This is a genomic window from Haloarcula terrestris (assembly GCF_031624315.1).
In the GTDB taxonomy this organism is placed as follows: Archaea; Halobacteriota; Halobacteria; order Halobacteriales; family Haloarculaceae; genus Haloarcula; species Haloarcula terrestris.
Genome location: NZ_JAMQOM010000001.1, coordinates 686263 through 712811 on the forward strand (window position 1 = coordinate 686263; position 26549 = coordinate 712811).

The 26549-nt window shown below is 64.6% G+C and carries 20 protein-coding genes, 1 tRNA gene and 1 rRNA gene; 10 read left to right on the forward strand and 12 right to left on the reverse strand.

The window, feature by feature from the left end:
- Positions 1–21 precede the first annotated feature (21 nt).
- The 7 genes from NDI54_RS03705 to NDI54_RS03735 form a co-directional block, all read right to left on the reverse strand.
- Positions 22–1635 carry a dihydrolipoamide acetyltransferase family protein gene (locus NDI54_RS03705; RefSeq protein ID WP_310895119.1) on the reverse strand — a complete coding sequence of 538 codons (1614 nt, stop codon included), beginning with the start codon at positions 1633–1635 and terminating at the stop codon, positions 22–24.
- Between the two features lie 3 nt (positions 1636–1638).
- Positions 1639–2637, reverse strand: coding sequence for an alpha-ketoacid dehydrogenase subunit beta (locus tag NDI54_RS03710; RefSeq protein ID WP_310895120.1), 999 nt, complete (start codon positions 2635–2637; stop codon positions 1639–1641).
- Complete coding sequence (gene pdhA, locus NDI54_RS03715; RefSeq protein WP_310895121.1) at positions 2634–3740, reverse strand: pyruvate dehydrogenase (acetyl-transferring) E1 component subunit alpha; 1107 nt, start codon at positions 3738–3740, stop codon at positions 2634–2636. The genes NDI54_RS03710 and pdhA overlap by 4 nt, the downstream gene beginning before the upstream one ends.
- A 172-nt stretch (positions 3741–3912) precedes the next feature.
- Positions 3913–4869, reverse strand: coding sequence for a lipoyl synthase (gene lipA / locus NDI54_RS03720; RefSeq protein ID WP_310895122.1), 957 nt, complete (start codon positions 4867–4869; stop codon positions 3913–3915).
- 111 nt (positions 4870–4980) lie between these two features.
- Positions 4981–5145, reverse strand: coding sequence for an FmdB family zinc ribbon protein (locus NDI54_RS03725; protein ID WP_310895123.1), 165 nt, complete (start codon positions 5143–5145; stop codon positions 4981–4983).
- Between the two features lie 218 nt (positions 5146–5363).
- Positions 5364–5783: a winged helix-turn-helix domain-containing protein gene (locus tag NDI54_RS03730; protein ID WP_310895124.1), complete on the reverse strand. Its 420-nt coding sequence runs from the start codon at positions 5781–5783 to the stop codon at positions 5364–5366.
- A 78-nt stretch (positions 5784–5861) separates the two neighbouring features.
- The gene (locus tag NDI54_RS03735; protein WP_310895125.1) at positions 5862–6740 is read right to left on the reverse strand and encodes an NmrA/HSCARG family protein; all 879 of its coding nucleotides are present in this window, start codon (positions 6738–6740) and stop codon (positions 5862–5864) included.
- Between the two features lie 207 nt (positions 6741–6947).
- Between NDI54_RS03735 and NDI54_RS03740 the strand changes: the two genes are divergently transcribed.
- Positions 6948–9317, forward strand: coding sequence for a DEAD/DEAH box helicase (locus tag NDI54_RS03740; RefSeq protein WP_310895152.1), 2370 nt, complete (start codon positions 6948–6950; stop codon positions 9315–9317).
- A gap of 205 nt (positions 9318–9522) precedes the next feature.
- Positions 9523–9762, forward strand: a complete 240-nt coding sequence (locus tag NDI54_RS03745; RefSeq protein WP_310895126.1) for a hypothetical protein — start codon at positions 9523–9525, stop codon at positions 9760–9762.
- Between the two features lie 193 nt (positions 9763–9955).
- Here the strand turns inward: NDI54_RS03745 and NDI54_RS03750 are convergent, their stop codons facing one another.
- Positions 9956–10612 (reverse strand): HAD family hydrolase, encoded by a 657-nt coding sequence (locus tag NDI54_RS03750; protein WP_310895127.1) that lies wholly within the window; start codon positions 10610–10612, stop codon positions 9956–9958.
- A 244-nt stretch (positions 10613–10856) separates the two neighbouring features.
- Positions 10857–13958 carry a methyl-accepting chemotaxis protein gene (locus NDI54_RS03755; protein ID WP_310895128.1) on the reverse strand — a complete coding sequence of 1034 codons (3102 nt, stop codon included), beginning with the start codon at positions 13956–13958 and terminating at the stop codon, positions 10857–10859.
- Between the two features lie 327 nt (positions 13959–14285).
- Between NDI54_RS03755 and NDI54_RS03760 the strand changes: the two genes are divergently transcribed.
- The 5 genes from NDI54_RS03760 to pheT all read left to right on the forward strand — a co-directional run bounded on the left by NDI54_RS03760 (position 14286) and on the right by pheT (position 21540).
- A complete protein-coding gene (locus NDI54_RS03760; RefSeq protein ID WP_310895129.1) occupies positions 14286–15008 on the forward strand; it encodes a PDDEXK family nuclease in 723 nt (240 codons plus the stop codon).
- Between the two features lie 184 nt (positions 15009–15192).
- The gene (gene endA / locus NDI54_RS03765) at positions 15193–16233 is read left to right on the forward strand and encodes a tRNA-intron lyase (RefSeq protein WP_310895130.1); all 1041 of its coding nucleotides are present in this window, start codon (positions 15193–15195) and stop codon (positions 16231–16233) included.
- A 129-nt stretch (positions 16234–16362) separates the two neighbouring features.
- Positions 16363–18009, forward strand: coding sequence for a tryptophan--tRNA ligase (locus NDI54_RS03770; RefSeq protein WP_310895131.1), 1647 nt, complete (start codon positions 16363–16365; stop codon positions 18007–18009).
- A gap of 277 nt (positions 18010–18286) precedes the next feature.
- The gene (pheS, locus tag NDI54_RS03775) at positions 18287–19798 is read left to right on the forward strand and encodes a phenylalanine--tRNA ligase subunit alpha (protein WP_310895132.1); all 1512 of its coding nucleotides are present in this window, start codon (positions 18287–18289) and stop codon (positions 19796–19798) included.
- Entirely contained in the window at positions 19798–21540 is a 1743-nt protein-coding gene (gene pheT, locus NDI54_RS03780; protein WP_310895133.1) for a phenylalanine--tRNA ligase subunit beta, read from the forward strand. Before pheS ends, pheT begins: the two co-directional genes overlap by 1 nt.
- Positions 21541–21556: 16 nt before the next feature.
- Here pheT and NDI54_RS03785 read toward each other — a convergent pair whose 3' ends face one another.
- The 3 genes from NDI54_RS03785 to NDI54_RS03795 form a co-directional block, all read right to left on the reverse strand.
- Positions 21557–22036: an RDD family protein gene (locus NDI54_RS03785; RefSeq protein WP_310895134.1), complete on the reverse strand. Its 480-nt coding sequence runs from the start codon at positions 22034–22036 to the stop codon at positions 21557–21559.
- A gap of 39 nt (positions 22037–22075) precedes the next feature.
- Positions 22076–23128 carry a quinone-dependent dihydroorotate dehydrogenase gene (locus NDI54_RS03790; protein ID WP_310895135.1) on the reverse strand — a complete coding sequence of 351 codons (1053 nt, stop codon included), beginning with the start codon at positions 23126–23128 and terminating at the stop codon, positions 22076–22078.
- Between the two features lie 105 nt (positions 23129–23233).
- Positions 23234–23431, reverse strand: coding sequence for a hypothetical protein (locus NDI54_RS03795; RefSeq protein ID WP_004516407.1), 198 nt, complete (start codon positions 23429–23431; stop codon positions 23234–23236).
- A 248-nt stretch (positions 23432–23679) separates the two neighbouring features.
- Here NDI54_RS03795 and NDI54_RS03800 point away from each other — a divergent pair, with 248 nt between their 5' ends.
- The 3 genes from NDI54_RS03800 to NDI54_RS03810 all read left to right on the forward strand — a co-directional run bounded on the left by NDI54_RS03800 (position 23680) and on the right by NDI54_RS03810 (position 26365).
- Positions 23680–23988, forward strand: a complete 309-nt coding sequence (locus NDI54_RS03800; RefSeq protein ID WP_137683144.1) for a non-histone chromosomal MC1 family protein — start codon at positions 23680–23682, stop codon at positions 23986–23988.
- A gap of 652 nt (positions 23989–24640) precedes the next feature.
- Positions 24641–26112 (forward strand): 16S ribosomal RNA (locus NDI54_RS03805).
- 181 nt (positions 26113–26293) lie between these two features.
- Positions 26294–26365: transfer RNA gene (locus NDI54_RS03810), tRNA-Ala, on the forward strand.
- The last annotated feature ends 184 nt before the right edge of the window (positions 26366–26549 follow it).

Consider the following 26549-nt stretch of genomic DNA (forward strand, 5'->3'; position numbering starts at 1 on the left):
CTTTCGGTCCTGAACCGGGGACTACTCCAGCAGGAGCCGTGTCGGGTCCGACAGATACGCCTTGAGCGTGTTGACGAAGCGGGCCGCGTCGGCCCCGTCGATGACGCGGTGGTCGATAGCCAGCGACAGCGGCAGGGTGGGCTGGGCGACGACTTCGCCGTCAGTGACAACTGGCCGCTCTTTCAGCGCCCCGATCCCGAGAATCGCCGTCTCGGGGACGTTGATGATCGGGCTGGCGTACTCGCCGCCGATGGCTCCGAAGTTCGTGACGGTGAACGTCCCGCCCTGCATCTCCGCGCGCTCGATGTCGCGGCTGCGAGCCCGCGCCACGAGGTCGTTGATTTCGCCGGCGAGTTCCAGCAGCCCCTTCCCGTCCACGTCGTCGACGACCGGGACCACGAGTCCGTGGTCGGTCGCCGTCGCCACCCCGATGTTGTGGGCCTCGTGGTAGACGATCTCCTCGTTTTCGGTGTCCAGTGCCGTGTTGAGAACCGGGTGCTGGTCCAGCGCCGCGGCGACGCATTTCACCACGAACGGCGTGTACGTCAGGTCGACACCGCGCTCCTCGGCCAGCGGTTCGAGCCGCTCGCGGGCCTCGACGAGCCCGGACACGACCACCCGGTCGTGGTGCGTGGCATGGGGGACCTCCCGCCGGGAGCGGGCCATCTGCTCGCCGATGGCCCGCCGGACGCCCCGGTAGGGTTCGCGGCGCTCGCCCTCGCTCGTCTCGACAGCCCTCGGTTCGGCCCCAGCGCCGCCGGCTGCCGTCGTGTCGCCTGCCTCGGCTGCCGTTTCGCTCGCCGCGCCGCCTCCGGTGCTGACGGCTTCGGCGTCGGCCGCCTGCGCGGCCTGCTGTGCCTCCGCGTACGTCCGGACGGCCGCCTCGTCGACGTAGGGCTGGCCGTCCCGCGTCTGGTCGGTCGGGATGGCGTCGATGTCCACGTCGAGTTCGCGGGCGACCTTTCTGGTGGCCGGCGTCGCCAGCGTCTGGTCGCGCCGCTCGGCCTGCTGGCCGTCCTCCGAAACGCTTCTGACAGCCGACTTCACAGCGGTCCCGTCGTCTTCGTCGTCCCCGTCATCGACTCGCGAGACGACCGCGGTCGGGCCGTCGCCGTCGTCTGACACCTTCGACACGACCGACGTGGGGCCGTCGTCGCCCGCTTCGCCGGCTGCGTCTGCTGCCGCCTCGACATCCGCTTCGGTGACGCGGCCGCCCGGCCCGCTCCCGTCGACGGCAGCGATATCGACGCCCGTCTCGCGGGCAAGCCGGCGGACGCTCGGCGAAGCGAACACGCGGCCGTCAGCCGCGCTTGCGTCCGTCTTTGTGGACCCTCCCGCTTCCGCAGCCTCGGGTGCAGTCGCATCCTCGGTCCCGCTTGCTTCGCTCGTCTCGGCGTCGCCCTCCTCCGCGATGGTGATGAGCACTTCGCCGGTCCGGACCATCTCGCCGACCTCGGCGTGTAGCTCCTGTACGACGCCGTCGACCGGGGACGGCACATCGACGGCGGCCTTGTCAGTCTCGACCTCCGCGAGGACCTGGTCCTCGGTGACGGCGTCGCCCGGCGAGACGTGCCAGGTCAGCACCTCGCCCTCGGCGACCCCTTCCCCGAGGTCCGGGAGCTTGAACTCGAACATGCCTCAGAACTCGACTGCCTCTCTGATACCGTCTTTGATGCGGGCGGGTTCGGGGAGGTAGTAGTCCTCCAGGGCGTACAGCGGGTAGGGCACGTCGAAGCCCGTCACCCGCGTCACGGGGGCCTCCTGGTACAGCAGGACCTCCTCCTGGATGGTGGCGATGATTTCGCCGGCCAGCCCGCCGGTCTTGGGCGCTTCGTGGACGACGGCTGCCCGCCCGGTCTTCTTGAACGAGTCGACGATGGCGTCGGTGTCCATCGGCGACAGCGTCCGCAGGTCGACCACTTCGGCGTCGATGCCCTCCTCAGACAGTTCTTCGGCGGCTTCGAGCGTCGGTCGGGTCATCGCACCCCAGGTGAACACGGACACGTCGCTGCCCTCCCGGCGGACCTTCGCCTCACCCAGTTCGACCGTGTAGGGGTCGTCCGGCACCTCCTCGCGGAACGAGCGGTAGATGAGTTTCGGTTCGAGGAAGATGACGGGGTCCGGATCCCGGATAGCCGCCGTCAGCAGCCCCTTCGTCTCTCTGGGGGTCGACGGGACGACCACCTTCAGCCCCGCCTCGTGGACGTAGAACGCCTCCTTGGACTCGGAGTGGTGTTCCGGCGCGCGGATGCCGCCGCCGTAGGGCGCACGGACGGTGAGCGGGCAACTGTACCGGCCGCGGCTCCGCGTGCGGAGGCGGGCGGCGTGACTGACGATCTGGTCGAAGGCGGGGTACATGAACCCGGAGAACTGGATCTCGGGGACCGGCCGCATCCCGTAGGCCGCCATGCCGATGGCCGTGCCGACGATGCCAGACTCCGCCAGCGGCGTGTCGACGACGCGCTCGTCCCCGAACTCCTCGTGGAGGCCCTGGGTCGCGCGGAAGACGCCGCCGTTTTTCCCCACGTCTTCGCCCATCACGATCACGTCCTCGTTCCGTTCCATCTCGCCGTAGAGGCCGTCGCGGACGGCCTGTACCAGTGTCAGACTCTGTGTACTCGCGTCTTGCGTACTCATTCCAGTAGCACCTCGTCTCCGTGTCGCTCGCGCAGGTCTTCGAGATAGTTCAGTTGCTGTTCGAGTCGCTGGGGCATCTCCGCGTACACGTCCGCGAACATCTCCTCCGGCCTCGGTCGCTCTGTCGCTTCGGCGGTGTCGATAGCCGCGGCGACTTCCGTCCGTATCGACTCGTCGATAGCTTCGACCCGCTCGTCGTCGAGCAGGCCCCGGTCCCGGAGAAACGTCTCCATCCGGGGGATGGGGTCTTTCTGCTTCCAGCGCTCGACCTCGCTGTCGTCGCGGTACACGGACGGGTCGTCGGCGGTCGTGTGCGCGCCGAAGCGGTACTGCACCGACTCGATCATCGTCGGCCGGAGCCCGTCTTCTGGCGGATCCCGTGCCTTCTCGATGGCCTCGCGGGTCACCTGATACACCGCAAGCGGGTCCATCCCGTCGACCTGCACGCCGTCGAAGCCGTAGGCGTTGGCCTTCTGGGCGAGCGTCTCGCTGGCCGTCTGGCGCTCCCGCGGGACCGAAATCGCCCACTGGTTGTTGTTACAGAAAAACACCGCGGGCACGTCGAACACGCCCGCGAAGTTCAGCCCCTCGTGAAAGTCGCCCTCGCTCGTCGCGCCGTCCCCGAAGTACACGAGGAAGGCGGTGTCGTCGCCCTTGAGCTTCGAGGCCCACGCGGCTCCGGTCGCGTGCGGAATCTGTGTCGCAATCGGGACCGCGAGCGAGAACACGTTGACCTCTTCGGGCGGCGAATTGCCGCGCTCCGACCCCATCCAGTACAGCAAGTCGTCCGCTAACTCCCACCCCCGAACGCACAGGGCGATGTGTTCGCGGTAGCTCGGAAACATCCAGTCCCCCTCCCGCAGGGCGAAGGCGCTGCCGACCTGGGACGCCTCCTGGCCCGACATCGGTGGGTAGGTCCCCATCCGACCCTGCCGCTGCAGACTCACCGCCCGCTGGTCGAAGTGCCGCCCGAGCTTGAGCAGCCGGTATATCTCCACCAGCTCGTCGTCCGAGAGGTCCGGCACCGTCGCGCCGTCGACCACCGTCCCGTCCTCATCGAGAATCTGTACCTGGTCCGCGGGATCGCGCTGGAGGACACTCATAGAAACCGCCTCCCTCGAAGTGGCATACGATAACTGTTCACTCGCGCCACGCTTAGAGCTTTCGCGGCGTTGAAACCACTCTCCGACGTGGGTATTACAGCACGTATCACTCCTTTCGACACTCTCCGACCCGCTCAATTTCGAGCAATCTCGCTGTGATAACTCGGATGTATCAGCTGTCGGTGCGGACCGCGGCCCGCGCCTCGTCGGCGCTTTTCCCCTCCCGCAGGACGCTCTCGACGAACAGCTCGCCGGCGCGGTACGACGACCGGACCATCGGTCCCGAGGCGCAGTACAGGAAGTCGAGCTCCGCCTCGGCGACCCGCTGCCAGGTGTCGAAGGCGTCGGGGTGGACGTACTCCGAGACCTCCAGATGCGAGCGGGAGGGCTGGAGATACTGGCCGAACGTCACCACGTCCACGCCCGCCTGCCGGAGGTCCGACAGCGTCTGGTACACCTCGTGGGCGTACTCGCCGACACCGAGCATCAGGCTGGTCTTCGTGTAGCAGTCCCCCTCGCGGTCGGCCTGCCGGAGCACCGAAAGGGACTGCTCGTAGCCCGCCCGCCGGTCCCGGACCGGCCACTGGAGGCGGTCGACCGTCTCGATGTTGTGGGCGAGCACGTCCGGGTCGGCGTCGATGATTTTCCGGACCAATTCCGGTTCGCCCTGGAAGTCCGGGATGAGACACTCGACCAGAATAGACGGGTCGCGCTCCTTTATCGCGCGGATCGTCTCGGCGAAGTGGCCAGCGCCCTGGTCGGGGAGGTCGTCGCGGTCAACGCTCGTCAGGACCACGTAGTCGAGGCCGATCTCGGCGACGGCGTCGGCCACCTGCTGTGGTTCGTCGGGGTCCAGCGGCTCCATGCCACCGGTTTCCACGTCACAGAAGTTACAGCCCCGCGAGCAGCGGTCGCCCATGAGCATGAACGTCGCCGTGCCCGGGCCGTTCTGTCCGCTCCAGCACTCCCCGAGATTCGGACAGTTGGCCTCCTCACAGACGGTGTGGAGGTCCCGGTCCCGGAGCGTCTGTTTGATGTCGGTGAACCGCTCGCCCGACGGCGGCCGGGTCTTCAGCCAGTCAGGCTTGCGCGAACGACTCATTACCCGCGTGTTAGGTGTGTCGCGCAAAAGGGATTGGGTTCGGACTGAGCGAACTACATCGTGAGGCTCGCGCCGAGTGCTGTCGCTTTCGCGGTGCCGTACCAGTTACACTGCCGGCTATTCGCCTGCGGTTTTCGGTTACTCGATCTGCGTGGTTTCCGATGACTCACACTCCGGACACTTCGACCAGTACGAGTCGGGATCCGCGTCTGATCGGAACTCGTGGCCGCAGTCCGCACACTCGTACAGGGGCTTTTCCTCCGTGATTCCCACCTTCTGCTTGACGGTTTCGAGTACAGACATCGGTTCCACCCGCCACTTGCCGAGCGAGGCGGTTATAACGTCGGCAGGCGCTTCAGGCACTGAAAACCCCTATATCGGCCGTCCAAGCTTGTACGGTTACACCACGACGAAATCTATCCGCTCGGTCCGTGCAACGGGACCAACCGTCACCGAGTGTGGCAGTTTCAGTCCGTGAAGCCCCGCGCTGGACCGCCCGACTGCCGTACTCGTCGGGTGAATCACGTCTCGTCGGGACAATGCGAGGCTCTGTCCTCGGGTGCCTCGCCCTCGCGTTCCAGCCCGTCGCTCGCTGCCTCTGGCTCGCTCTCACTGTCGCGGACCGCGGTGCGCTCCTCGACCAGTTCCCGGTGGAGCTCGATGTCGACCTCGAAGCCACCCCCGTCGAGTTCGAAACACAGCCGCTCAAGCGTCGTCTCGTACACTTTGTAGTGGTTCCCGTCAGCGTCTACGCGGGTGTCCTCTCGAAGCAGGTCGTACTCCTGACAGATGTTGACGCGGCGATACACCGTCGGCTCCGAAGCGTCCAGGCGGTCCGAAAGCGCCTGAACGGAGACAGGCCCCACGTTGGCGGCCGCGAGAATCCGCCGGACCTCTTCACTGCCGATGACCTCGAACACGGTCTCCGGCTCCCAATCCATGCGTACAGGTGCGATACGTTCGTCCAGACGGAAAAGAGCGGCGCGGATCTGAAAGCTCAGTACAACGTCCGCTGGCGCTCAGTTGCTCGCTGCGGATGCTGCCGGCTGCCAGACCTTGCTGTCGGCGAGGTATTCCTCGAATGGCGTCGTCTCGATGCCCCATTCGGCGAGCGCGGGGATGTCGATGTCGTAGCCCACGTCGTTGAACCACTGGAACATGTCGGCCAGTTCGTCGCCGGCCATCTCACGGTACTCCGCGATGTCGGCGTGGACCGGTTCGACCTCGTGGCTCAACTGCTCGCTGAACGCTGCGGCGAACTCCTCTAGGGTCAGGTCGTCGCCGGCGAGTGTGACGACCTCGCCGAGGAACGCGTCGGGGTCGTTCAGCGCGGCCACGACGGCCTGGCCGATGTCGGTCGCGTCGACGACGGCCAGGGAGACGCCCTCGTGCAGAGGCATCGCCAGCCGGCCGTCCATGATGTCGTCGCGCATCATGTACGCGAAGTTCTGCATAAAGAACACCGGGCGGACCACGGTCGCGGGCAGCCCGAGTTCCTCGATTCGCTGCTCGACGGCCCACTTGGACTCGAAGTGCGGGAGGCCGGTGTCGGCGTCCGCGCTGCCGACGGAGCTGTAAACGAAGTGCTCGACGCCGGCATCGGCTGCCGCCTCGGCCAGCGTGACGCCCTGCTCGACTTCCACGTCGGTCCCCTGCTCCATGAACGTCGTGACACCGTAGACGGCGTCCATGCCCTCGACGAGGTCCTGCATCCGCTCGGCGTCGGTCAGGTCGCCTTCGACGACGGTGACGCCGCGGGCTTCGAGGGCCTCGGCACCGTCGCTCGTGGCGTCGCGTGTCAGCCCGTAGATTTCCCACTGTTCGCTGTCAGCGAGGAGGTGGTCGACGACTGCGCCGCCCTGGGTTCCGGTTGCGCCGGTGACGAGTACGTTTCTCATAACGTATAGATATACAACAGGGATATAGATAAACTAGCAGGGAGCCGTGCTACCACGGCTTTTCGAGGGGACTACTGGCCCGACGATGTTGGGCCGTCCCGCCGCCGATGATGGGATTGCCCCACCGCACACGCCGCCATAGAAACGCCTTTGCCGTCGCGGAACTGCGACTGTGACGTGCCATCCCGAACCGACAGCGAGCCGACTGTGGCGGTCGCGGAGGTGCTCCCCGACTTTGCCGACGCCTTCCCCTTCGAGGAGTTCAATCGGATGCAGTCGGAGACGCTGCCGGCCCTGCTGAACCGCGACGACAACGTCGTCGTCAGCGCACCGACGGCCAGCGGAAAGACCGCACTGGCCGAACTGGCAATCTGTAAGACGCTCGCCGAGGACGGGACCGCGCTCTTTCTCGCGCCGTTGCGCGCGCTCACAAATGAAAAAGAAAGCGAGTGGGAGCGCTTCGAGGACCTGGGCTACTCCGTCTACGTCGTCACCGGCGAACGGGACCTGAACCCCCGCCGCGCCGAACGAGCCGATATCCTCGTGATGACGCCGGAGAAAGCCGACTCGGCCACCCGGAAACACGAGACCAGCCGCTACTCCTTCATCACCGACGTGGACTGCTGTGTCATCGACGAGGTTCACCTGCTGGATTCCGATCGGCGGGGGGCAGTGCTCGAAGTCACCGTCTCGCGGCTCCGCCGGCTGTGTGACCCGCGCGTGGTGGCGCTGTCGGCGACGATGCCGAACATCGACGACGTGGCCGCGTGGCTCGACGCGCCCGAGGAGACCACCTTCGCCTTCGGCGAGGAGTACCGTCCGGTCCCACTCAACGCCGACGTGAAGACCTACTCCCACGGCGAGAACGCCTTCGCCGACAAGTATCGGCGGCTCTACCGGGCGCTTGACCTCGCCGAGCCACACATCCGCGAGGAGGGGCAGGCGCTCGTGTTCGTTTCCTCGCGCCAGGACACGGTACAGGCGGCGAAGAAGGCCCGTGACGAGATCACCGAGCGCGATATCCCCATGGGCGCACGCGGGGACTACGACTTTCACAACGACGCCGCCGACCTCTCGAACGACACGCTCCGCCAGTCCGTGCTGGACGGCGTGGGCTTTCACCACGCCGGCCTCGCGCGCGAGGACAAGAACAAAGTCGAGCAGTGGTTCAAGGAGGGCAAGATCCAGCTCCTCTTCTCGACCTCGACGCTCGCGTGGGGCGTGAACCTCCCCGCCCGCTGTGTCGTCATCCGGGACACCAAACTGCACGACCCGCTCGAAGGCGAGGTCGACATGAGCCCCCTCGACGTGCTCCAGATGCTCGGCCGCGCCGGCCGGCCCGGCTACGACGATATGGGCTATGCGTGGGTCGTCTGTGACCGCTCGGACGCCGACAAGTACCGCCGCCTGCTCCGGGACGGCAAGGAAATCGAGTCCCGGCTGGCCGCGGAACTCGACGCCCACCTGAACGCCGAGATTGCACTGGGGACCATCGACGACGTGGACGACGTGATGGACTGGCTCGCCACGACGTTTTATTATGCTCGCTCGCAATCGGCCCCCGACGAGTACGACGCCGGCAACGACCTCCGACAGCGGGTCAGCGACACCCTCTCGGCGCTCGTCGACGAGGGCTTCGTCGAGCAGGACGGCCTCAACGTCGAACCGACGCGATTGGGGCAGCTAGCCTCGAAGTTCTATCTGCGGCTGTCCACCGCACGGCGGTTCGCCGACATCGCCGAGCGCTGTCAGGACGCCGCCGACCCGGATTCCGCCGTCTCCGTGGACGCCGACGACCTGTTGACCGCGGTGGCCGGCGCAACCGAGTTCGACAGCGTTAGCGCCCGCTCCGACGAGGAGGACGCCGTCCACGCAGTGCTGGGAGACAGCGTCGACGACAGCCTCGATGCCGGCCAGCGGAAGGTGCTGGCCATCCTCCGCTCGGGCATGACCGGAACCACGCCGACGGAACTCAAAAGCGACGCGTGGGTCATCCGCCAGAACGCCCTGCGCCTGCTGGCTGCGATGCGAGAGTTCGTCGACACGTTGGGGCCGGCCCGCTACGCGAACCTGGCCTGCCGGGTCGAGGCCCGCGTCGAACACGGCATCAGCGCCGACGCGGTGGGGCTGACGGCCATCGACGGCGTTGGCAGCGGTCGTGCCGGCAAACTCGCCGCTGCGGGGCTCACGTCACCCGCCGACGTGGTCGAAGCCGGCGAGGACGGCCTCGTCCGTGCTGGACTCTCTGATGGCGTCGCCGAGCAAGTGCTTGCGAACGCGCGGGATCTCCCAGTCATCTCCGTCGACTGGGGTGATTTCCCCGAGACAATCGCGCCTGGCGACAACGATATGCGAGAGGTAACGGTCGAAAACACCGGCGGCAGCGCCCGCGCGGGCCTGCGAGTCACGGTGAACGACCGTGAGATGACCGCGAAACCGTCGTATCTCGGCGAAGCCACGCTTCCCGTGGCTGTTTTCGGCGCGGACGCGGACGAACTCACGTTCACCGTCGAGGTCGCGTTCCCCACGCTGCCGCTCCCGACGATTACCGAAACCCGGTCCGTACTGGTCCGGTAACCACCGTCTCAGCCTGTTCGCTGAAACGACCTTAGAAGGCGCGATAAAATTTACAAAGGATTCTAGAAGCGTTATACAGCGCCGTGAAATATCGCTGAAAGGTGCTGAAATCCGACTAACATCTCGAAAAGAACACGAATTATCCCCAAGGGTCTGGCGTTTATATGGGGGTCTGGGTCCTTACGAAGAAGTGAGGAAGCTCACAATGTCCAGTGCATCGCCCTTCCGCTCTCCGATGGAAGCCGCCCAAAGCAGTGTCGACCTCCAGTCACTCACTCGTCCCCTGCAGTTCATCGCGTTCTGGCTGGCTATCGTGACGCCGCTGGCGTACCCGCCGCTGCTGCTGGGCGGACTGGACAGTCAGACCTTCCTCATCTTCGTGGGTGTCGTTGCCCTCAACGTCTTCGGCCTGCTGGCAGGCCGAGGCTACGGTGACCCCGCCTGACCTGGCCGTTGTCCCTCCGTTCTGGCATTCCTGGCACACGGATTCCTGTTTCTGACTCCGCCCCGTCATTCTGGTACTCCCCATCGCTTCCAGTACTCGACCGCCGAACGCACCGTTTTCGTCCGCTGCTTCGAGCCACGATACCACTGCCACTCTCGCTCCGTCGTTTTCCGTAAAGATCGTATAACGGCTGTTACACACCGCCTAACAGCACTTGTCGCAGCGACGCGGCGTCGTTTGCGATCTCATGAACCATCGAGAGGTCCGTCTCGTCGCCGTCACCGCGGAACCCGACGGTCGTCATCCCGGCGGTGACGGCGGCGCGTGCGCCCGCGGTGGAGTCTTCGACGGCCCAGCAGTCCTCTGGTGCGACGCCCAGCTCCGCCGCGCCGTGCTCGTAGATGTCCGGCTCGGGCTTGCCGGGGCCGTCGATGTCGTTTGCGCTGATCGCAACGTCGAACTTTGAGAGGAGGTCGAAGCGCTCGTCGGCCACGTCGATCCAGGCCCAGGGCGCGGAGGTCGTCAACGCCAGCGCGACCCCGGCGTCCCGAAGGTCGTCCAGTAGCTCGTGTGCGCCATCGAGCAGGGTCGCTTGCTCGCCGTAGATCGTCTCGCCGTACTCCTCGAACAGCCCCTCGAAGGCCTCGCGGCTGATTTCGAGGTCGTACTCTGTGGCCAGTTCGGGGTACAGCTCCCGGTAGTTCCGGCCGGTGATGGCCGAGACGGGGATGTCGTCGTTTGGCGCGGCTGTCGGGAGAATTTCCTCGCGCTGGGCGCGGACCCAGTGGTCTTCGGACTGGATGAGGACGCCGTCCATATCGAAACAGATCGCGACCGGTGATTCGCTCATTACCGTGCAGTCACTCGGCGACGGCTTTGGCTGTTGTGACTCCGGCGGCGGTACCGACACACTGCCGTATCGATGTCTCGGCCCTGCTGTGCTCGTCGGCGGCCCAGTCCGGGCACAACTGTCGCATCCGCTGGAGCGATCTCAGCACCGTACTGCCATCGTAAAAAATCGGTGTCGCATTCAGCACGCTTGACGCGGTTTGTTTGGACCTACAGCGATCGGAATCCGTCTGACTCGCGGTCGATCAGTCGTCCACAGCGGCCGGTCCGGTCCCGTCGATCTCCATTGAATCCAGCTCGCTTGCGTCCGTCTCGCCGCTGACCTCGAACTCGTCGACCAGTTCCTCCAGGTCGTCCGCGAGGCCGGCGACCGACCGGACATTTTCGGAGACGCTGGTGAGCGAACTGGACTGTTCCTCGGAGGCGGCCGAGACGTTGCTGGCCTCCGCAGCCGTCTCCTCGCTGACGCTGCTGACCTCGTCGACCATCGCCACGACTTCCTCGGTCGTGGCGGCCTGCTCGTCCGTGGCGTCGCTGATTTCCGTGACGCCGCTCTCAGCGTCGTCGACGACCTCGGCGATCTCGTCGAACAGGTCGATGGCGTTCTCGGTGGTCCTGACGCCGCTCTCGACCTGGTCGCGCATGTCTTCGATGTCGTCGACCGTCTCGTCCGTCGAGTCCTGTATCTCGGTGATGAGCGACTCGACTTCCTCGCTCGCCTCGCCGGCCTCCGACGCGAGGGACTTGATCTCGTCTGCGACGACGGCGAAGCCTTCACCCGCTTCGCCGGCTCGTGCGGCCTCGATGGAGGCGTTCAGTGCCAGCATGTTCGTCTGCTCGGCGATGTCGGTAATCATCGCGACGATCTCGCTGATCTCCTCCATCTCCGTCTGGAGGTCCGAGACCTGGTCGACCGCATCGTCGGCCCCGTCCTCGATCTCCTGAATCTCCTCGGATGCTTCGGCGGCCTGTTCGCTTCCCATCTGCGCTCGCTCGGCTGCATCCTGTGCCGTGTTGGCTACGTCGACCGACGAGGAGGCTATCTCCTCGATGGTCGCCGACATGTCGTTCATCTCGCTGGCGACTTCCTGGAGGTTGTCGGATTGGGTGTCGGCCCCGCTGGATATCTCCTGGACCGACTCGGCGACCTCCTGGCTCGCTTCCTCGATCTCGGTCGTACTCGCGGCGACCTCCGTGCTCGCCTCGCTCACGTCCTGTGCAATCGACTGGACCTGCGCGATGCTCTCGTCGACTGCGTCGAGGCCCTCGTCGATGTTCGTGAGGACCTCGCCGTAGGCCCCAGGCAGGTCAGTGTCGAGGTCCTGGTCGAGGTGTCCCTCTCGGAGGTCCGCGCTCACGGCCTCGAGCTGGTCGAAGCTCTCCGAGAGCTGCGTGAGGCCGGAGTTGAGTTCGCGCATGACCTCGCCGTAGTCGCCGGGGAGATCGGTGTCGAGGTCCTGGTCCAGCTCCCCGGTGCGGATGTTCTGGCTCGCCCGGCTGATCTCGGTGAAGCTTGCGCTAAGCTGGGTCATCCCGTCTTCGAGCCCTTCCATGATCTCACCGAACTTCCCGGGCATGTCGGTCTCGATCTCGTCGTCGAGGTGCCCGTCGCTGAGCGAGCCGCTGACGGATTCGATCTGTTCGACCTGCCGGTTCAGGTTCGCCTGCATGTCCTCGAAGGCCGTCACCATCTCGCCGATCTCGTCGTCACCGGTCGAGATGTCGTCGGTCTGGTCGAACTGTCCCTTCGACAGTGCTATCGCCCGGTCGCGGACCTGTTCGATCGGCTTCGAGATGTACCGGGCCGCGGCGTATCCTGTTACCGAAACCACGATGGCCGCGAGACCGAACAGCCCGATGACGAGGTTCCGTGCGGAGTCGGTCGTGCTCTGGAGCGTCGCGGCGAGCGCGGCAATCGGCTCGTTGATGTCCTGTTCGGGGACGGTGGCGACGAGAGTGAACTGCTTGTCACCGAGTTCGAGCGGCGCGAAGCCGGCGTACCTCGTGACGTTGCCTTCGCCCTCGACCTGCTTCGTGTGCGTCGTCATCCCTGACTCACCGGCGAGCATCTGGTTCTGTGCGATCGTCCCGAGTTCCGCACCGTACTCGCCGTCTGCGACGTTCGTCCGCTGTTCGATCATGCTCTGGTCCGGATGGCTGACGATCTCGCCGTGGTCGTTGAGGATGTAGAGGTAGCCGCTCTCACCGACCGTCACGCGGTTCGTCGTATCGGTGATGAGCGAGTAGTTGAACTGGGCGGCGACGACCCCGCGGAACTCACCGTCTCTGTACACCGGCGTGGAGATGTACATCGTCTCGTGGCCGTCCGAAGTCCGGACCTCGTCGAAGTAAGCCTCGCCCTGGCTGCCGGATGCGGCGCTGGTGAACCAGTCCGCGTCGGCGTAAGACTGTGCGCTGTCCGAGCCGGTGGTCACGTCCTGGCCCGTCCGGTCGGTGTGGATGATTTCGTCCCCGTTCGGACCCGCGAACGTGATGTGTTCATACGCCAGGTGTTCCTCGTCACCGACGGTGACTGACCGCGTCAGGAGGTACCGCTCGAAGGAATCCGCCATCTCGCTTTCGGCGTCGTTGACCGCGGTCTCCTGGAGTTCGTAGTAGTAGACGCTCGGGGCGATGACCCAGTCGAAGGGCTCGTAGTAGGTGTAGGCGATGAACTTCGTCATCTCGGGGTTGCCCTCCTGGGTCGTGTCCTCCCACTCGTACTCGGCGACCCCCCACTCCTCGCCGTTGCGGATCGCCTGGTTGGATTCGACCTCGGTCTCGATGTCCTCGAAGACGACCAGCGTCCCGCCGCTGTCCTCGACGAGGTTGTGCCCGTCGTCGAGGCTGTGGTGGACGACGACGTTGGAGTCGCTGTCGGTGATGTACGCGTACCCCGTGTCACCGAAGTAGCCGGGCTGGAACGAGTCGTACATGGTCCCGGACGAACGCGTCTGGTCCCCGGCCGTCCCGCCGATCATCGACTCGACTTCCCGTTTGACTTGCTCCTGTTCCGAGGGCGAGAGGTCTTCCCAGTCCTGTCCATTGTACTGTTTTTCCAGCACCATCTGCATCGCGTTGTCGATGCTGGTGCGCATCTGGAGGGACGTGTACCCGAGCTGGCGCTGACTCGACTCCTGGACGAGCTCCATCTCGCCGTCCTGTGCGGCCAGGTAGTTCTCCATCGTCGAGGAATCGGATAGCGACCGAACGTCGACCTCGCGCTGGTTCATCTGGTTCTGGATGCCCTCCTGTCGCGCTTCGACGCTGTTGTTCAACTGGTCGGTCATCGCCCCGCGGAGGTAGTTCCCGCTCTGGGTCTGGGCGTCCTGATTTAACTGTCCCATGCTGTTGGCTGACAGTAACCCGACACCGGCTAGCGGCGCAAGCGAAATTGTAAGAAGTAAGACTATTAGCTTGATCTGCAGGTCCATACACCGGGTCGTATAATACGCAATTTAACCCTTGCCGCCGCATTCTCCGCGTTGATAATTAATGGCCAAAACGTTAATAAACGTGGATAAACCAAGCCTCAATTCTATACAATTACAACATAGCTGACTACTCTTCTCCTCGATTTACTGCTGTCTCGGCTGTCGGTCTTAGCTATCAATTCCACAACTAAATTTCCGTCGTGAGAATGTTCAAATACCAGTACGTGACCAGGCCGGTCCATGCACGATGGAACCCGTGTGATGGCTGGTGAGTGTACGACCGTTTTCGAGGGATCGCGCGAGCGGGAACAGCGCGGCGACGTGCTCGTCGTTGTCAAGCCCGACAACACTGTACTCGTCCACGATGCCGCGGGGTATCAGCCGGTCGCGTGGCTCACGCGCGCCGAAACCGTAACCATCGAGGACGGGACGGTGACCGCCCGCGACGGCGACGAACTGCTCCGCGTGGTCACCCACGAGGAACACGGCAGCGCCCGGTATCCGGCCTCGAACGCCGGCGTTCCGGTGCGTGACTGTCCCGACTGCCCCGGGACGCTGGTCCGCGCCCGGAGCGAAGTCACCTGTACCGGCTGTGACGCCGCGTACGGGATTCCGAGCGACGCCGCGGTCACCGGTGGCCGCTGTGACGATTGCGGACTCCCGACACTTCGGGTGGAACGCGGCCGGGCCTTCGAACTGTGTCTCGACCGTGACTGTGATTCGCTGGACGACGCGGTCACCGCGGCCTTCGACCGTGAGTGGGACTGTCCCAACTGCGACGGCGACCTGCTGGTTCTCCGCCGGGGCGGCCTGCTCGCCGGCTGTGAACACTACCCCGACTGTGACACCGGCTTCTCGATGCCGTCCGGCGTCGTCGTCGGCGACTGTGAGTGTGGCCTGCCGCTGTTCGAAACCGCCGGCGGCACTCGTTGTCTCGATTCGACGTGCTCGGAATCGGGGTGAGTTCACAAGACCGTGTTTGCTGGGGATACAGTTCTGAACCACCTGAAAGTCTACTTAGCCCGTATTACCCAACCGACTCTCGGGGCTTTCTGGTTCTTTATGTTGTTTGCTGTTGGCGTCGATACAGCCGCTCTAACAGACCGGACCCGCAGGGGCTTTGTCGCCGCGGGAGCCACGTCCGAGTATGGAACTGACGCTCGACGGCGATGTCGTGCGGGCCGGCTACGAGGCGCGCGAGCGGTTCTACGACTCGCGCGGCTACGGGAAGGTCCGCAACGGCGATATCGACCTGGCCCCGGTGGAGGCCGCACATCTCCTCTACCGCGGGGACATCGAGAGTATCGACGGGATGGACTTCCGCGCCTTCCTGGGGTCGGCGGCCGTCTCCGAGGTCGACTTTGCCGTCTACAAGGACCTCCGGGACCGCGGCTTCTACCTCACGCCGGCCCGAGAGGGGTGGGTCGACGACGCCGCGGGCACGGATTTCGTGGTCTACCCCCGCGGCAAGGGGCCGTGGGACAACGAGGTGGCCTACCGCATCCGGGTCGTCGGCGAGCGCGATACTGTGGACGCCGCCGACCTCGGCGCGTGCGTGCTGGCGGTCGTCGACGAGGAGAGTGAAGTGACCTACCTCGACACCGACCGGCGAGATGTTGCGGGGACCAGCGACGCCGTCGTCCCGGCGACGGAGGGGGAACTGCTCGCCGAGCGGGTGGTGTGCTGGGAGCCGCCGGCGGAACTGTACGAGCAGGCCTTCTACGGGCAGCGACTCGATGATGACGGCGCGATACAACTATCGCTCGTAGAAGCCGCGTATCTCGCACGAGAGGGACTGCTCTCCGTCGACGGCGGGGCTGAGGCTGTCGTCGAGCGGGGCCGCGAGGTCGAGGGTGACCGCTTCGACCGCCGGCTGGCCGTCTACGCTGCCCTCCGGGCCAGCGGTGTCGCCCCGAAGACCGGCTTCAAGTTCGGCGCTGACTTCCGGACCTACGCCGAGGTTGAGAGCGCCGAGAATCTGGGCCACTCGGAACTGCTGGTTCGGGTGCTGCCGGCCGGCCACCAATTCGAGCCGCGGGACCTCGCGCTGGACGTGCGCCTGGCCCACGGCGTCCGGAAGACGATGGTGTTCGCGCTGACGGCGGACGGCGGCGACGGGAGTGGCCATAGCGGCGATAGCGACGGGGACGACATCGAGTGGGTCGCTGTCGAGCGGCTGACACCCTGAAACGGTCGAATGCTGCGGCGTTGGACAACGGTCGGGTACCGATCCGGACAGCGTACGGAAACGAACCCTTTTTGCGCCGACCGGAACCAAAGCACCTGTAACGTGGCTCACCGCGAGCCGACCACAGCCATGACAACGGACGACTCCCACCACGACGACGCATCGCCCGACGAGGACCGCCGCCAGTCGGGCGGGGAGTGGCGGGAGTCCGACGCCCGCTCCGGCGGCCCGATTGTTCCGGACGGCGGCACTGAGGCCGAAGGGGCCGACGAGGCGACGCTCGACCCGTGGGGCTCCTCGACCATCGCCGACTACCGCAAGCTGTTCGAGCAGTTCGGCATCGAGGAATTCGACGAGGTGCTCCCCGAAGTCCCCAACCCCCACTACCTGATGCGCCGGGGGGTCATCTTCGGCCACCGGGACTATCGACCGGTCGCCGACGCGATGCGCAACGACGACCCCTTCGCCGCGCTGTCGGGGTTCATGCCGACCGGTGACCCCCACATCGGCCACAAGCTCGTTTTCGACGAAATCATCTGGCATCAACAGCAGGGCGGGGACGCCTACGCGCTCATCGCGGACCTCGAAGCTCATAGCGCCCGCGGGCTCTCCTGGGACGAGATCGACGAGCACGCGACGAACTACATCCTCTCGCTGCTCGCGCTCGGATTCGACCCCGACGAGGGGACGCTGTACCGCCAGTCCGACAACCGCGCGGTGCAGGACCTCGCGTTCGAACTCGGTGCGGAGGCGAACTTCTCGGAACTGCAGGCCATCTACGACTTCGACGGCGAGACGGATGTCTCCCACATGCAGTCGGTTGTCACCCAGATGGCGGACATCCTCTACCCGCAACTGGACGAGCCGAAGCCGACGGTCATCCCCGTCGGCCCGGACCAGGACCCCCACATGCGGCTGGCCCGGGACCTCGCCGCGCGGATGCGGTACTTCGGCGTGACGGAGGCCTTCGCCAGTTTCGAGGCCGACGCCGTCGAACGGACGCTGCTCCGGCAGGCCTACGACGCCCGCGAGGAGTACGCCGAGGACGCCGACCGACCGCGATGTGGCGAGGCCGCCGACTGGCTACGCGACCACCAGCCCGCGCCCGCCGACGCCCGCCAGTCTGTCGTCGCCAAACTCGACGAGGCCGGGAAGGAACCGCTCCGCCCGCGCATCCGCTTCCTCGACCGCAACGCCACAGAGGTAGCCTTCGAGGCACTCATCGAGACCATCGACGGCGAGAAGCGGGTGTACGACGAGCATATCGACACGTTCGATCTGGACCATGCCGAGGCCGAGGAACTGGCCCGCCAGGTCGAACTCGACAACGGGGGCTACGGCTTCCAGCCGCCGTCCTCTATCTACCACCGGTTCATGACCGGGCTCACCGGCGGCAAGATGTCCTCCTCGATTCCGGCGTCGCACATCTCGCTGCTGGACGACCCCGAAGACGGGTACGACAAGGTGAAGTCGGCCACGACCGGCGGTCGCTCCACGGCTGAGGAACAGCGCGAGAAGGGCGGCAAGGCGGACGAGTGCCCCGTCTATGAACTGTACGCCTACCTGCTTTCGGGCGACGACGACGAATTTGCGAAGGAGGTCTACGACGAGTGTGTCGGCGGCGAGCGCCTCTGTGGCGGCTGCAAGGAACAGGCCGCCGAACTGATGGCCGAGTTCCTCGAAGATCACCAGGAGAAACGCGAAGAGTGGGAAGACAAGCTCGACGAACTCGACATCGACTTAGACTCCGACCGCGCCCCGACGAGCGCGGACTGAGTGCCTGACCGACACAGCTTGGTTTCGTGTCGAGACGGGCACACGCGCAACGTTTTTAATCGCTACCACCAATCGCTCAGATATGGCACCCGAATCCCACCGTGCCGGCGTCGCTCGCCAGCCACTCGCCAGTCCGGGGTTCGGCTTCTTCTTTGCTGCCTGATCGTGTGTGGACTCTGACGGCGTCGAGAGGCGTGGTCGGACGAAACCGCGAACAGGAAGTGAGAACCGTTAACTGAGCGACCCGCGGTTATCCCCACAAGACCGAGACACCCGTATGAAACGACCACAGGCACAGGTGGCCGTCCTGCAGGCCGCCGACGCACAGGAAGACAGGCGTATCGACGACGTGGCCGCAGACGCCGACCTCAAACCGGAAGCGGCTACCAGAGCGGCGTTCGAACTCGAAGCCGACGGGCTGGTGTCCGTCACCGAGGAGACGCTGGAGCACTACGAACTCACCGAGGAAGGTGAGACGTACGTCCGTGAGAGCCTGCCCGAGCAGGACCTCTACGCGGCAGCTATCGACGCCGGTGCGGCTGACGGCCCGGTCCAGATGGGACAGGCCATCGGGGCCTCGGGCCTCGACGGCGGCGCAGTCGACATCGCGCTCTCGAACTACGCCCGCAAGGCCTACGGCGAGATCGACAGCGGCGAAATCACAGCCAACCCGGACGCCGACCCCGGATCTGACCCCGAGATGCTGGCGCTGGAGGCCGTCGCAGACGGACGCGTCGCGGACGCCGACGCGGACGCGCTCGACCAGCTGGAACGGCGCGGCCTCCTCGACGTGCGCGAGGAGACCGTCCGCTCCGTGCGACTGACCGACGACGGCGTCACTGCGCTGATGGAGGGCGTCGAAGCCGCCGAGACTGTCGACCAGCTCACCCCCGAGCTGCTCACCAGCGGCGAGTGGGAGGACGTGGCCTTCACCGAGTACAACGTCGAGGCCGACGCCGAGGACGTGAGCCACGGCAAGGAACACATCCTCCGCCAGACGGCCAACCGCGTGAAGGACACGCTCGTCGGCATGGGCTTTTCGGAGATGGAAGGCCCCCACGCCGACGCCCAGTTCTGGATCAACGACTGCCTGTTCATGCCACAGGACCACCCCGCCCGAACCCACTGGGACCAGTTCGCCCTGGAGGAGCCCGAGGAAATTGGCCACCTTCCCCCGGACCTCGTCGAACGGGTCCGCTCGGCCCACAAGGAGGGCGTCGGCCCCGACGGCGAGGGCTATCACTCGCCGTGGACCGAAGATATCGCCCGCGGGATGGACCTGCGCGGCCACACCACCTCGCTGTCGATGCGCTATCTCTCCGGCCATCAGGTCGGTGAGTTGGACCCGCCCGAGCGCTACTTCAGCGTCGAGAAGGTGTACCGCAACGACACGCTCGACCCGACCCACCTGCTTGAGTTCTTCCAGATTGAAGGCTGGGTGATGGCCGAAGACCTCTCCGTGCGGGACCTGATGGGGACGTTCACGGAGTTCTACGAGCAGTTCGGTATCACCGACCTGGAGTTCAAGCCCCACTACAACCCCTACACGGAGCCGAGCTTCGAACTGTTCGGCACCCACCCCGAGACTGGCGAGGTTGTTGAGGTCGGCAACTCCGGTATCTTCCGCGACGAGGTGCTCACGCCGCTGGGCGTCGAGTGTGACGTGATGGCGTGGGGCCTCTCGCTCGAACGACTACTCATGCTCATGTACGGCTTCGAGGACATCCGCGACGTGCACGGGACGCTGTGTGATCTTGAACTGCTTCGCGAGACGGAGGTGATTCGCTGATGCCGGTCGTCGATGTCGATCCCGACGAACTGCGGTATCTGACCGGTCACAACGAGAAGGACGACGACGAACTCAAGTCGGACCTGTTCAACCTCGGGCTGGAGTTCGAGGGCTGGACCGAGGACGACGAGTTCCAACTGGAGTTCGCGCCGGACCGACTGGACCGCCTCTCCGTCGAGGGGGTCGCCCGGTCGCTGCGCTACCACTACGGCGACGACCGCGGGGTGGAGATCCCCAACACGAACAGTGCCGACTGGACTATCGAAGTCGAGGACCAGCCCGACGAGCGCCCCTACGTCACCGGCGCTGTCGTCCGCGGCCTGGACATGGACGAGGCCGCACTGGAATCGCTCATCCAGCTGCAGGAGAAGCTCCACGCCACGATGGGCCGCAAGCGGGCGAAAGGCGCTATCGGCGTCCACGACTTGACGATGCTGAAGGGTGACTCGGTCACGGACGAGACGGGCAAGTCCATCACCTACACCAGCGCCGACCCGGACGAGGCGACGTTCGTCCCGCTTGACGCCGACGCGGAGATGACCCCCAGCGAGGTCATCGAATCCCACGAGACCGGCCAGACCTACGGCGACCTCGTGGCCGACTTCGACCGCGTGCCGGCCATCTACGACGCCATCGGGCTGTTCTCGTTCCCGCCGGTCATCAACGGCCGCCGGACCGAGGTCAGCGTCGACTCCCGGGACCTGTTCATCGAGATGACCGGGACCGACCAGTGGACTATCGACCACATGTGTAACATCGTCTGCTACGCGCTCGCCGCCCGCGGCGGCCAGGTCGAGAAGGTCGACGTGTCCTACGCCGAGGACGCGCCCGGCGAGTACGCCGGCAAGACCCTGGAGCGGCCGGATTTCTCGGTCCGAACGAAGACGGTCACCCACAACCGCATCGAGTCCATCCTCGGTGTTTCGCTGGAGGGCCGCGAGGTCATCGACTACGCCGAACGGGCTGGCCTCGATGCCACCGAGACGGAGTCCGACGACGGCGTGGCCTACGAGGTGGAGGTTCCGCCCTATCGCGTCGACGTTATCCACCCGCTCGATATCATCGACGACATCGGCCGTGCGCTCGGGTTCAACAGCCTCGAACCGACCTACCCCGACGTGTCGACGGTCGGCGGCCGCCACGAGCGGTCCCGGCTTGAGGACGCCGCCCGCGACGCCCTCGTCGGCCTGGGGTTCGAGGATCTGCTGAACTTCCACATGATAAACGAGGCTGAGAACTTCGAGCGGATGGGTCTTGACCCCGACAACCCGGACGGCGACGCCGTCGGCGAGGCCGACCCGGTCACTATCCAGGAGCCCTACAGCGAGGACTACACCATCCTCCGGACGTGGGCGCTGCCCTCCATCATGATGGTGCTCGAAAACAACACCCACCGGAGCTACCCGCAGGACCTCGCCGAAATCGGGCTGGCCGCCGGTCTCGACGATTCGGAGAACACCGGTGTCGCCGAACACCGCACCGTCGCGGCTGCGCTCGCGCGCACGGACGCCTCCTACGAGGACGCGAAGGCCCGCCTGCAGGCGCTCGCCGACGCCTTCGACAAGGACCTCGAAACGCCCCCGACTACGCATTCGTCGTTCATCGACGGACGCGCCGCCGAAGTGGTTCTGGACGGCGAGTCGGCCGGTGTTATCGGTGAGATCCATCCGAAGGTGCTCGTCGAACACGACCTGGAATTGCCAGTGGCCGCGTTCGAGTTCCGCCTGGACGCGCTGGAGTAGCGGAGGCGCGGTCGGCCTATCGCTCGCTCGGATACACGTACTCCACGTCGCTCGGTTTCTCAGCTTCCGCCTCGTCGGTCTCGATGACGATGGTTGAGGAGAGCTTGTTGAACAGCCGGACCCCGTCCTCCTCGTATGCCAGCCAGCCGACGATGATGTCGATAGGGAGCAGGAATGCCTTTCCGAAGCTCTCGACGGCCGCCGTTCCGTAGTCGATGGCGTCACCGCGCTCGTCCGTGACGGCGATGTTCATCACCATCTTTCCGGCCGACTGGCCCTGCCGGCCTTCGAGGACCGTCCAGTAGACGAACAGGCCGAGACCGTTCAGACCGGTGAACGGCGTGGTCGCTGAGAGGCTGCCGGTCAGGAGCGAGAACACGCCTGCGGCCTCACCCAGTGCGGAGAGGACGACGCCGACGAGCAGGATGTCGAGGAGCCATGCGAGAAAGCGGTCGTCCCAGGCGGCGATGTGGAGGATGCGGGGGCTGTCATCCATGCTGGCGGTTCGCCGCAACTGTACTTCAAGATTTGCCAGTTACAGGTCCGCGCCGACGGCGTCTTCCACGGAGTCGAAGCCGTCCTCTGCAAGCAAGTCCAGCAGTCCCTCGTTGATCTCGCGGGCGATGGACGGACCGCGGTATACCAAGCCGGTGTACAGTTGGACGAGCGAGGCCCCGGCGCGGATCTTCCGGTACGCGCCCTCGGGTGTTGAGACGCCGCCGACGCCGACGACGGGCACGTCGACGCGTTCGGCGACGAACCGAACCATCTCTGTCGCCTGATTCTCTATCGGCTTCCCGGAGAGGCCACCCGTCTCGACGGCGTTGGGCGAGCGCAGGCTGGCAGGCCGTTCCGTGGTCGTGTTCGTCGCAACAACGCCGTCGAGACCGAGTTCGGTCACCAGGTCAAGCGCGTCTTCGACTGCCGGTTCAGGCAGGTCCGGCGAGAGCTTCACAAGTAGGGGGGCTGCGCCCGCATCTTGGAGTTCGCCGAGGATTGCTTCCATCGCGTCGCGGTTCTGGAGCTCCTCGAACCCTTCGGAGTTCGGACAGGAGACGTTGACCACGAAGAAGTCCCCGCCCTCGGCGACGTGTTCGTACGTGGTTCGGTAGTCCTCGGGGGCCGCGTCCGTGCCAACGTGTTCCGTCTTGGCGATGTTGACGCCGACGGGGAACGGCGCGTCGACGTTTTTCAGCCGCTCGCCGATGACGATGGCCCCGTCGTTGTTCAGCCCCATCCGGTTGATGATTGCCTCGTCCTCCTTGAGCCGGAACATCCGCGGGCGGGCGTTCCCGGTCTGTGGTTCGGCCGTCACGCCGCCGACCTCGGCGAAGCCGAATCCGAGCGACGCCAGCGCTTCGGGGATGGTGGCGTTCTTGTCGAAGCCGGCAGCCACGCCAATTGGGTTGTCGAAGGTTCGGCCGAACGCTTCCACGGCGAGTCGGTCGTCAGCGACGGTGTAGCGGTCGGCCATCGCGTCGGCGACCCGCGTCCCGTCGACTGCCTCCAGCAGTCGGTGGACGCTCCGGTTAGCGGTCTCTGCTGGCAGGGCAAACAGGAGTGGTTTCGCGATATCGTAAGGTCTCATTGTGTGGGTGGTTCGATTGACTCGAAGAACTGTGGTGACCGACTGGCACCGTGCGTTGGCCCCGGAAGCTCCGCCCGGTGGCACTGTGTCACCGTCGATGGTGCCTCAAAAGTCGTGTTCGACCTCTTCGGGGTCGGCCTTCTGAATGATAATCTTGTTGTCGCGGACGCGAACGAACACCTCGTCGCCGATCTCCATTCCGGCGACGGCCAGCTCGTCCTCGTGAATGTTGATATGTACGTTGTGGTACTCGCCGTCCTCATCTTTGGCGCCACTCGGGCTGAGCTTCTTCTTTCGCACCATCGCGCTATCCTACTCCGCACTTCACCGCAGGATACACTTAAGTCTACCGTGCTGCCGGCCGCTGGCTGGCGGTTTGGTGCGCGCGCGTGAGGACAGATCCCCGAATTTCCGGTCTGAACCAACCGGTTTGAGGGTCCACACCGGCACGATTTGGCTCCGATATATAAAATCACCAGCCAGCTGAGGGTGGATTGGGGGGTATATTTATGTTCTGGCATGTGCTGAATTGGCATGGAGCGGTGAAAACCATGGCACCCGACAGTGACAAGCGCAACTTCGCACTGCGCGAAGACGGTGACGAATCGAGCGTCTTCTCGGGCGGAACACCACGACAGGCTGCGTTAAAGGCAGCTCGTCGACTTGATCCGGCTGACGGTGAGGACCAGGCAGATCCTGAGGAGATACGACTACGGGAGAAAGGGACCCACAAGGTCCACATCTATGAAGCATGGGCGTGGGTCGAGGAGGCACCGGACGACAAACCCGACTGGATGCCCGGCGATATCACGAAAGGGAACGTCTCGAAGCAGGGCGTCGAACACCTAGACGAGATCTAGGTCGCGTTCTCGACATTTTCAGTGCATACCTGTTCCGGCTTCGCGCCCACGTGCGCGCGAGAATAGCCTTTTGTTCCTAGTCTCGTCTCTCTGTGCACCCGTATTCGCCGTTCCTACACGTGTGGGACACTCACACCCGTGTAATCGCTTCCCGTAGGCAACTCCCTTCGACGGGGTTAAGTGTGGCTCACTCATCGGAATGTAATGCGAACGCGGTCAGGGGCCGACGCCCCCGAACGAACGCACTCGTTCCGACGCCCTTAAGTGTAACAGGGTGTTCGGAATGAACGCGAAGGTCGCTCGCGTCGTGCGGTTCGACGCGAGCCCGATCCGACGCCCTTAAGTGTAACAGGGCACTCGGAATGAATGCGAACGACGTTCGGTCGGGGGGCATCGAACCCCTGCCGACACGGACCTGGCGGGACCTGCTCGCCAACGAAACTCGAAGCCTTTATGGTGGCTTCGAGACAACAATCAGGTCCGAAGAAATGAGGATTCCACCCCTGCGGTCCGCCGTCAAGATGGGATCTGATGTTAGCCCTGATAGTTCGGTGACACTCGGTCGACGGGTGTCCTCGAACACCCTTCGATAGCGACCACACCCTTTACCGGGTGTGATCCCGCCTAACCCCCCGGCATTGTGCCGGGATACATTCCGGTTGATCCTGCCGGAGGCCATTGCTATCGGAGTCCGATTTAGCCATGCTAGTCGCACGGGCTTAGACCCGTGGCATATAGCTCAGTAACACGTGGCCAAACTACCCTACAGACCGCAATAACCTCGGGAAACTGAGGCCAATAGCGGATATAACTCTCATGCTGGAGTGCCGAGAGTTAGAAACGTTCCGGCGCTGTAGGATGTGGCTGCGGCCGATTAGGTAGATGGTGGGGTAACGGCCCACCATGCCGATAATCGGTACGGGTTGTGAGAGCAAGAACCCGGAGACGGTATCTGAGACAAGATACCGGGCCCTACGGGGCGCAGCAGGCGCGAAACCTTTACACTGCACGACAGTGCGATAGGGGGACTCCGAGTGCGAGGGCATATAGCCCTCGCTTTTCTGTACCGTAAGGTGGTACAGGAACAAGGACTGGGCAAGACCGGTGCCAGCCGCCGCGGTAATACCGGCAGTCCAAGTGATGGCCGATATTATTGGGCCTAAAGCGTCCGTAGCCGGCCGGACAAGTCCGTTGGGAAATCGACGCGCTCAACGCGTCGGCGTCCAGCGGAAACTGTCCGGCTTGGGGCCGGAAGACCTGAGGGGTACGTCCGGGGTAGGAGTGAAATCCTGTAATCCTGGACGGACCACCAATGGGGAAACCACCTCAGGAAGACGGACCCGACGGTGAGGGACGAAAGCTAGGGTCTCGAACCGGATTAGATACCCGGGTAGTCCTAGCTGTAAACGATGCTCGCTAGGTGTGCCGTAGGCTACGAGCCTGCGCTGCGCCCTAGGGAAGCCGAGAAGCGAGCCGCCTGGGAAGTACGTCTGCAAGGATGAAACTTAAAGGAATTGGCGGGGGAGCACCACAACCGGAGGAGCCTGCGGTTTAATTGGACTCAACGCCGGACATCTCACCGGTCCCGACAGTAGTAATGACGGTCAGGTTGACGACTTTACCCGACGCTACTGAGAGGAGGTGCATGGCCGCCGTCAGCTCGTACCGTGAGGCGTCCTGTTAAGTCAGGCAACGAGCGAGACCCGCACTTCTAGTTGCCAGCAATACCCTTGAGGTAGTTGGGTACACTAGGAGGACTGCCGCTGCTAAAGCGGAGGAAGGAACGGGCAACGGTAGGTCAGTATGCCCCGAATGGACCGGGCAACACGCGGGCTACAATGGCTCTGACAGTGGGATGCAACGCCGAGAGGCGACGCTAATCTCCAAACGGAGTCGTAGTTCGGATTGCGGGCTGAAACCCGCCCGCATGAAGCTGGATTCGGTAGTAATCGCGTGTCAGAAGCGCGCGGTGAATACGTCCCTGCTCCTTGCACACACCGCCCGTCAAAGCACCCGAGTGGGGTCCGGATGAGGCCGTCATGCGACGGTCGAATCTGGGCTCCGCAAGGGGGCTTAAGTCGTAACAAGGTAGCCGTAGAGGAATCTGTGGCTGGATCACCTCCTACTGATCGGGATTGGGGCTTTGCCCCAACCCACCTTACACCAACTGGTGATTGTAACATACGAACGTCGTCGTCCTCTGGACGACATCGTTCTGACCTACAATCACCAGTTGCCGGTGTTCGAGAACACCCGTCGACCGGGCACCTATGAACTATCAGGGCTGACAACGTGCGGATCTGCCGGGCCCATAGCTCAGCGGGAGAGCGCCGCCTTTGCAAGGCGGAGGCCCTGGGTTCAAATCCCAGTGGGTCCATACGACGTGCCTGCCCCGAACCGTGCCCCTTAAGTGTGGGACGGCGATGGGATATGGTACGACGACAGATGCACCAGGCCGGGTGAAACCGAGCCTGGGAAGGGTCGATTCGCCCACCATCTCCACCTTGGGGGCGAATATGAAACCGTGTGTACGTGCGATCCAGGCGTCCACTGGACTCGTT

Excerpts from the sequence above, each read along its gene's own strand:
- NDI54_RS03745 (WP_310895126.1), top strand. The coding sequence starts at position 9,523 with ATGTCCAGTGCATCGCCCTTCCGCTCTCCGATGGAAGCCGCCCAAAGC.
- NDI54_RS03705 (WP_310895119.1), bottom strand. The coding sequence starts at position 1,635 with ATGTTCGAGTTCAAGCTCCCGGACCTCGGGGAAGGGGTCGCCGAGGGC.
- NDI54_RS03790 (WP_310895135.1), bottom strand. The coding sequence starts at position 23,128 with ATGAGACCTTACGATATCGCGAAACCACTCCTGTTTGCCCTGCCAGCA.
- NDI54_RS03730 (WP_310895124.1), bottom strand. The coding sequence starts at position 5,783 with ATGGATTGGGAGCCGGAGACCGTGTTCGAGGTCATCGGCAGTGAAGAG.
- NDI54_RS03795 (WP_004516407.1), bottom strand. The coding sequence starts at position 23,431 with ATGGTGCGAAAGAAGAAGCTCAGCCCGAGTGGCGCCAAAGATGAGGAC.
- NDI54_RS03750 (WP_310895127.1), bottom strand. The coding sequence starts at position 10,612 with ATGAGCGAATCACCGGTCGCGATCTGTTTCGATATGGACGGCGTCCTC.
- NDI54_RS03770 (WP_310895131.1), top strand. The coding sequence starts at position 16,363 with ATGACAACGGACGACTCCCACCACGACGACGCATCGCCCGACGAGGAC.
- endA (WP_310895130.1), top strand. The coding sequence starts at position 15,193 with ATGGAACTGACGCTCGACGGCGATGTCGTGCGGGCCGGCTACGAGGCG.
- pheT (WP_310895133.1), top strand. The coding sequence starts at position 19,798 with ATGCCGGTCGTCGATGTCGATCCCGACGAACTGCGGTATCTGACCGGT.
- NDI54_RS03760 (WP_310895129.1), top strand. The coding sequence starts at position 14,286 with ATGCACGATGGAACCCGTGTGATGGCTGGTGAGTGTACGACCGTTTTC.
- pheS (WP_310895132.1), top strand. The coding sequence starts at position 18,287 with ATGAAACGACCACAGGCACAGGTGGCCGTCCTGCAGGCCGCCGACGCA.
- NDI54_RS03735 (WP_310895125.1), bottom strand. The coding sequence starts at position 6,740 with ATGAGAAACGTACTCGTCACCGGCGCAACCGGAACCCAGGGCGGCGCA.
- NDI54_RS03725 (WP_310895123.1), bottom strand. The coding sequence starts at position 5,145 with ATGTCTGTACTCGAAACCGTCAAGCAGAAGGTGGGAATCACGGAGGAA.
- NDI54_RS03800 (WP_137683144.1), top strand. The coding sequence starts at position 23,680 with ATGGCACCCGACAGTGACAAGCGCAACTTCGCACTGCGCGAAGACGGT.
- NDI54_RS03785 (WP_310895134.1), bottom strand. The coding sequence starts at position 22,036 with ATGGATGACAGCCCCCGCATCCTCCACATCGCCGCCTGGGACGACCGC.
- NDI54_RS03755 (WP_310895128.1), bottom strand. The coding sequence starts at position 13,958 with ATGGGACAGTTAAATCAGGACGCCCAGACCCAGAGCGGGAACTACCTC.
- NDI54_RS03710 (WP_310895120.1), bottom strand. The coding sequence starts at position 2,637 with ATGAGTACGCAAGACGCGAGTACACAGAGTCTGACACTGGTACAGGCC.
- pdhA (WP_310895121.1), bottom strand. The coding sequence starts at position 3,740 with ATGAGTGTCCTCCAGCGCGATCCCGCGGACCAGGTACAGATTCTCGAT.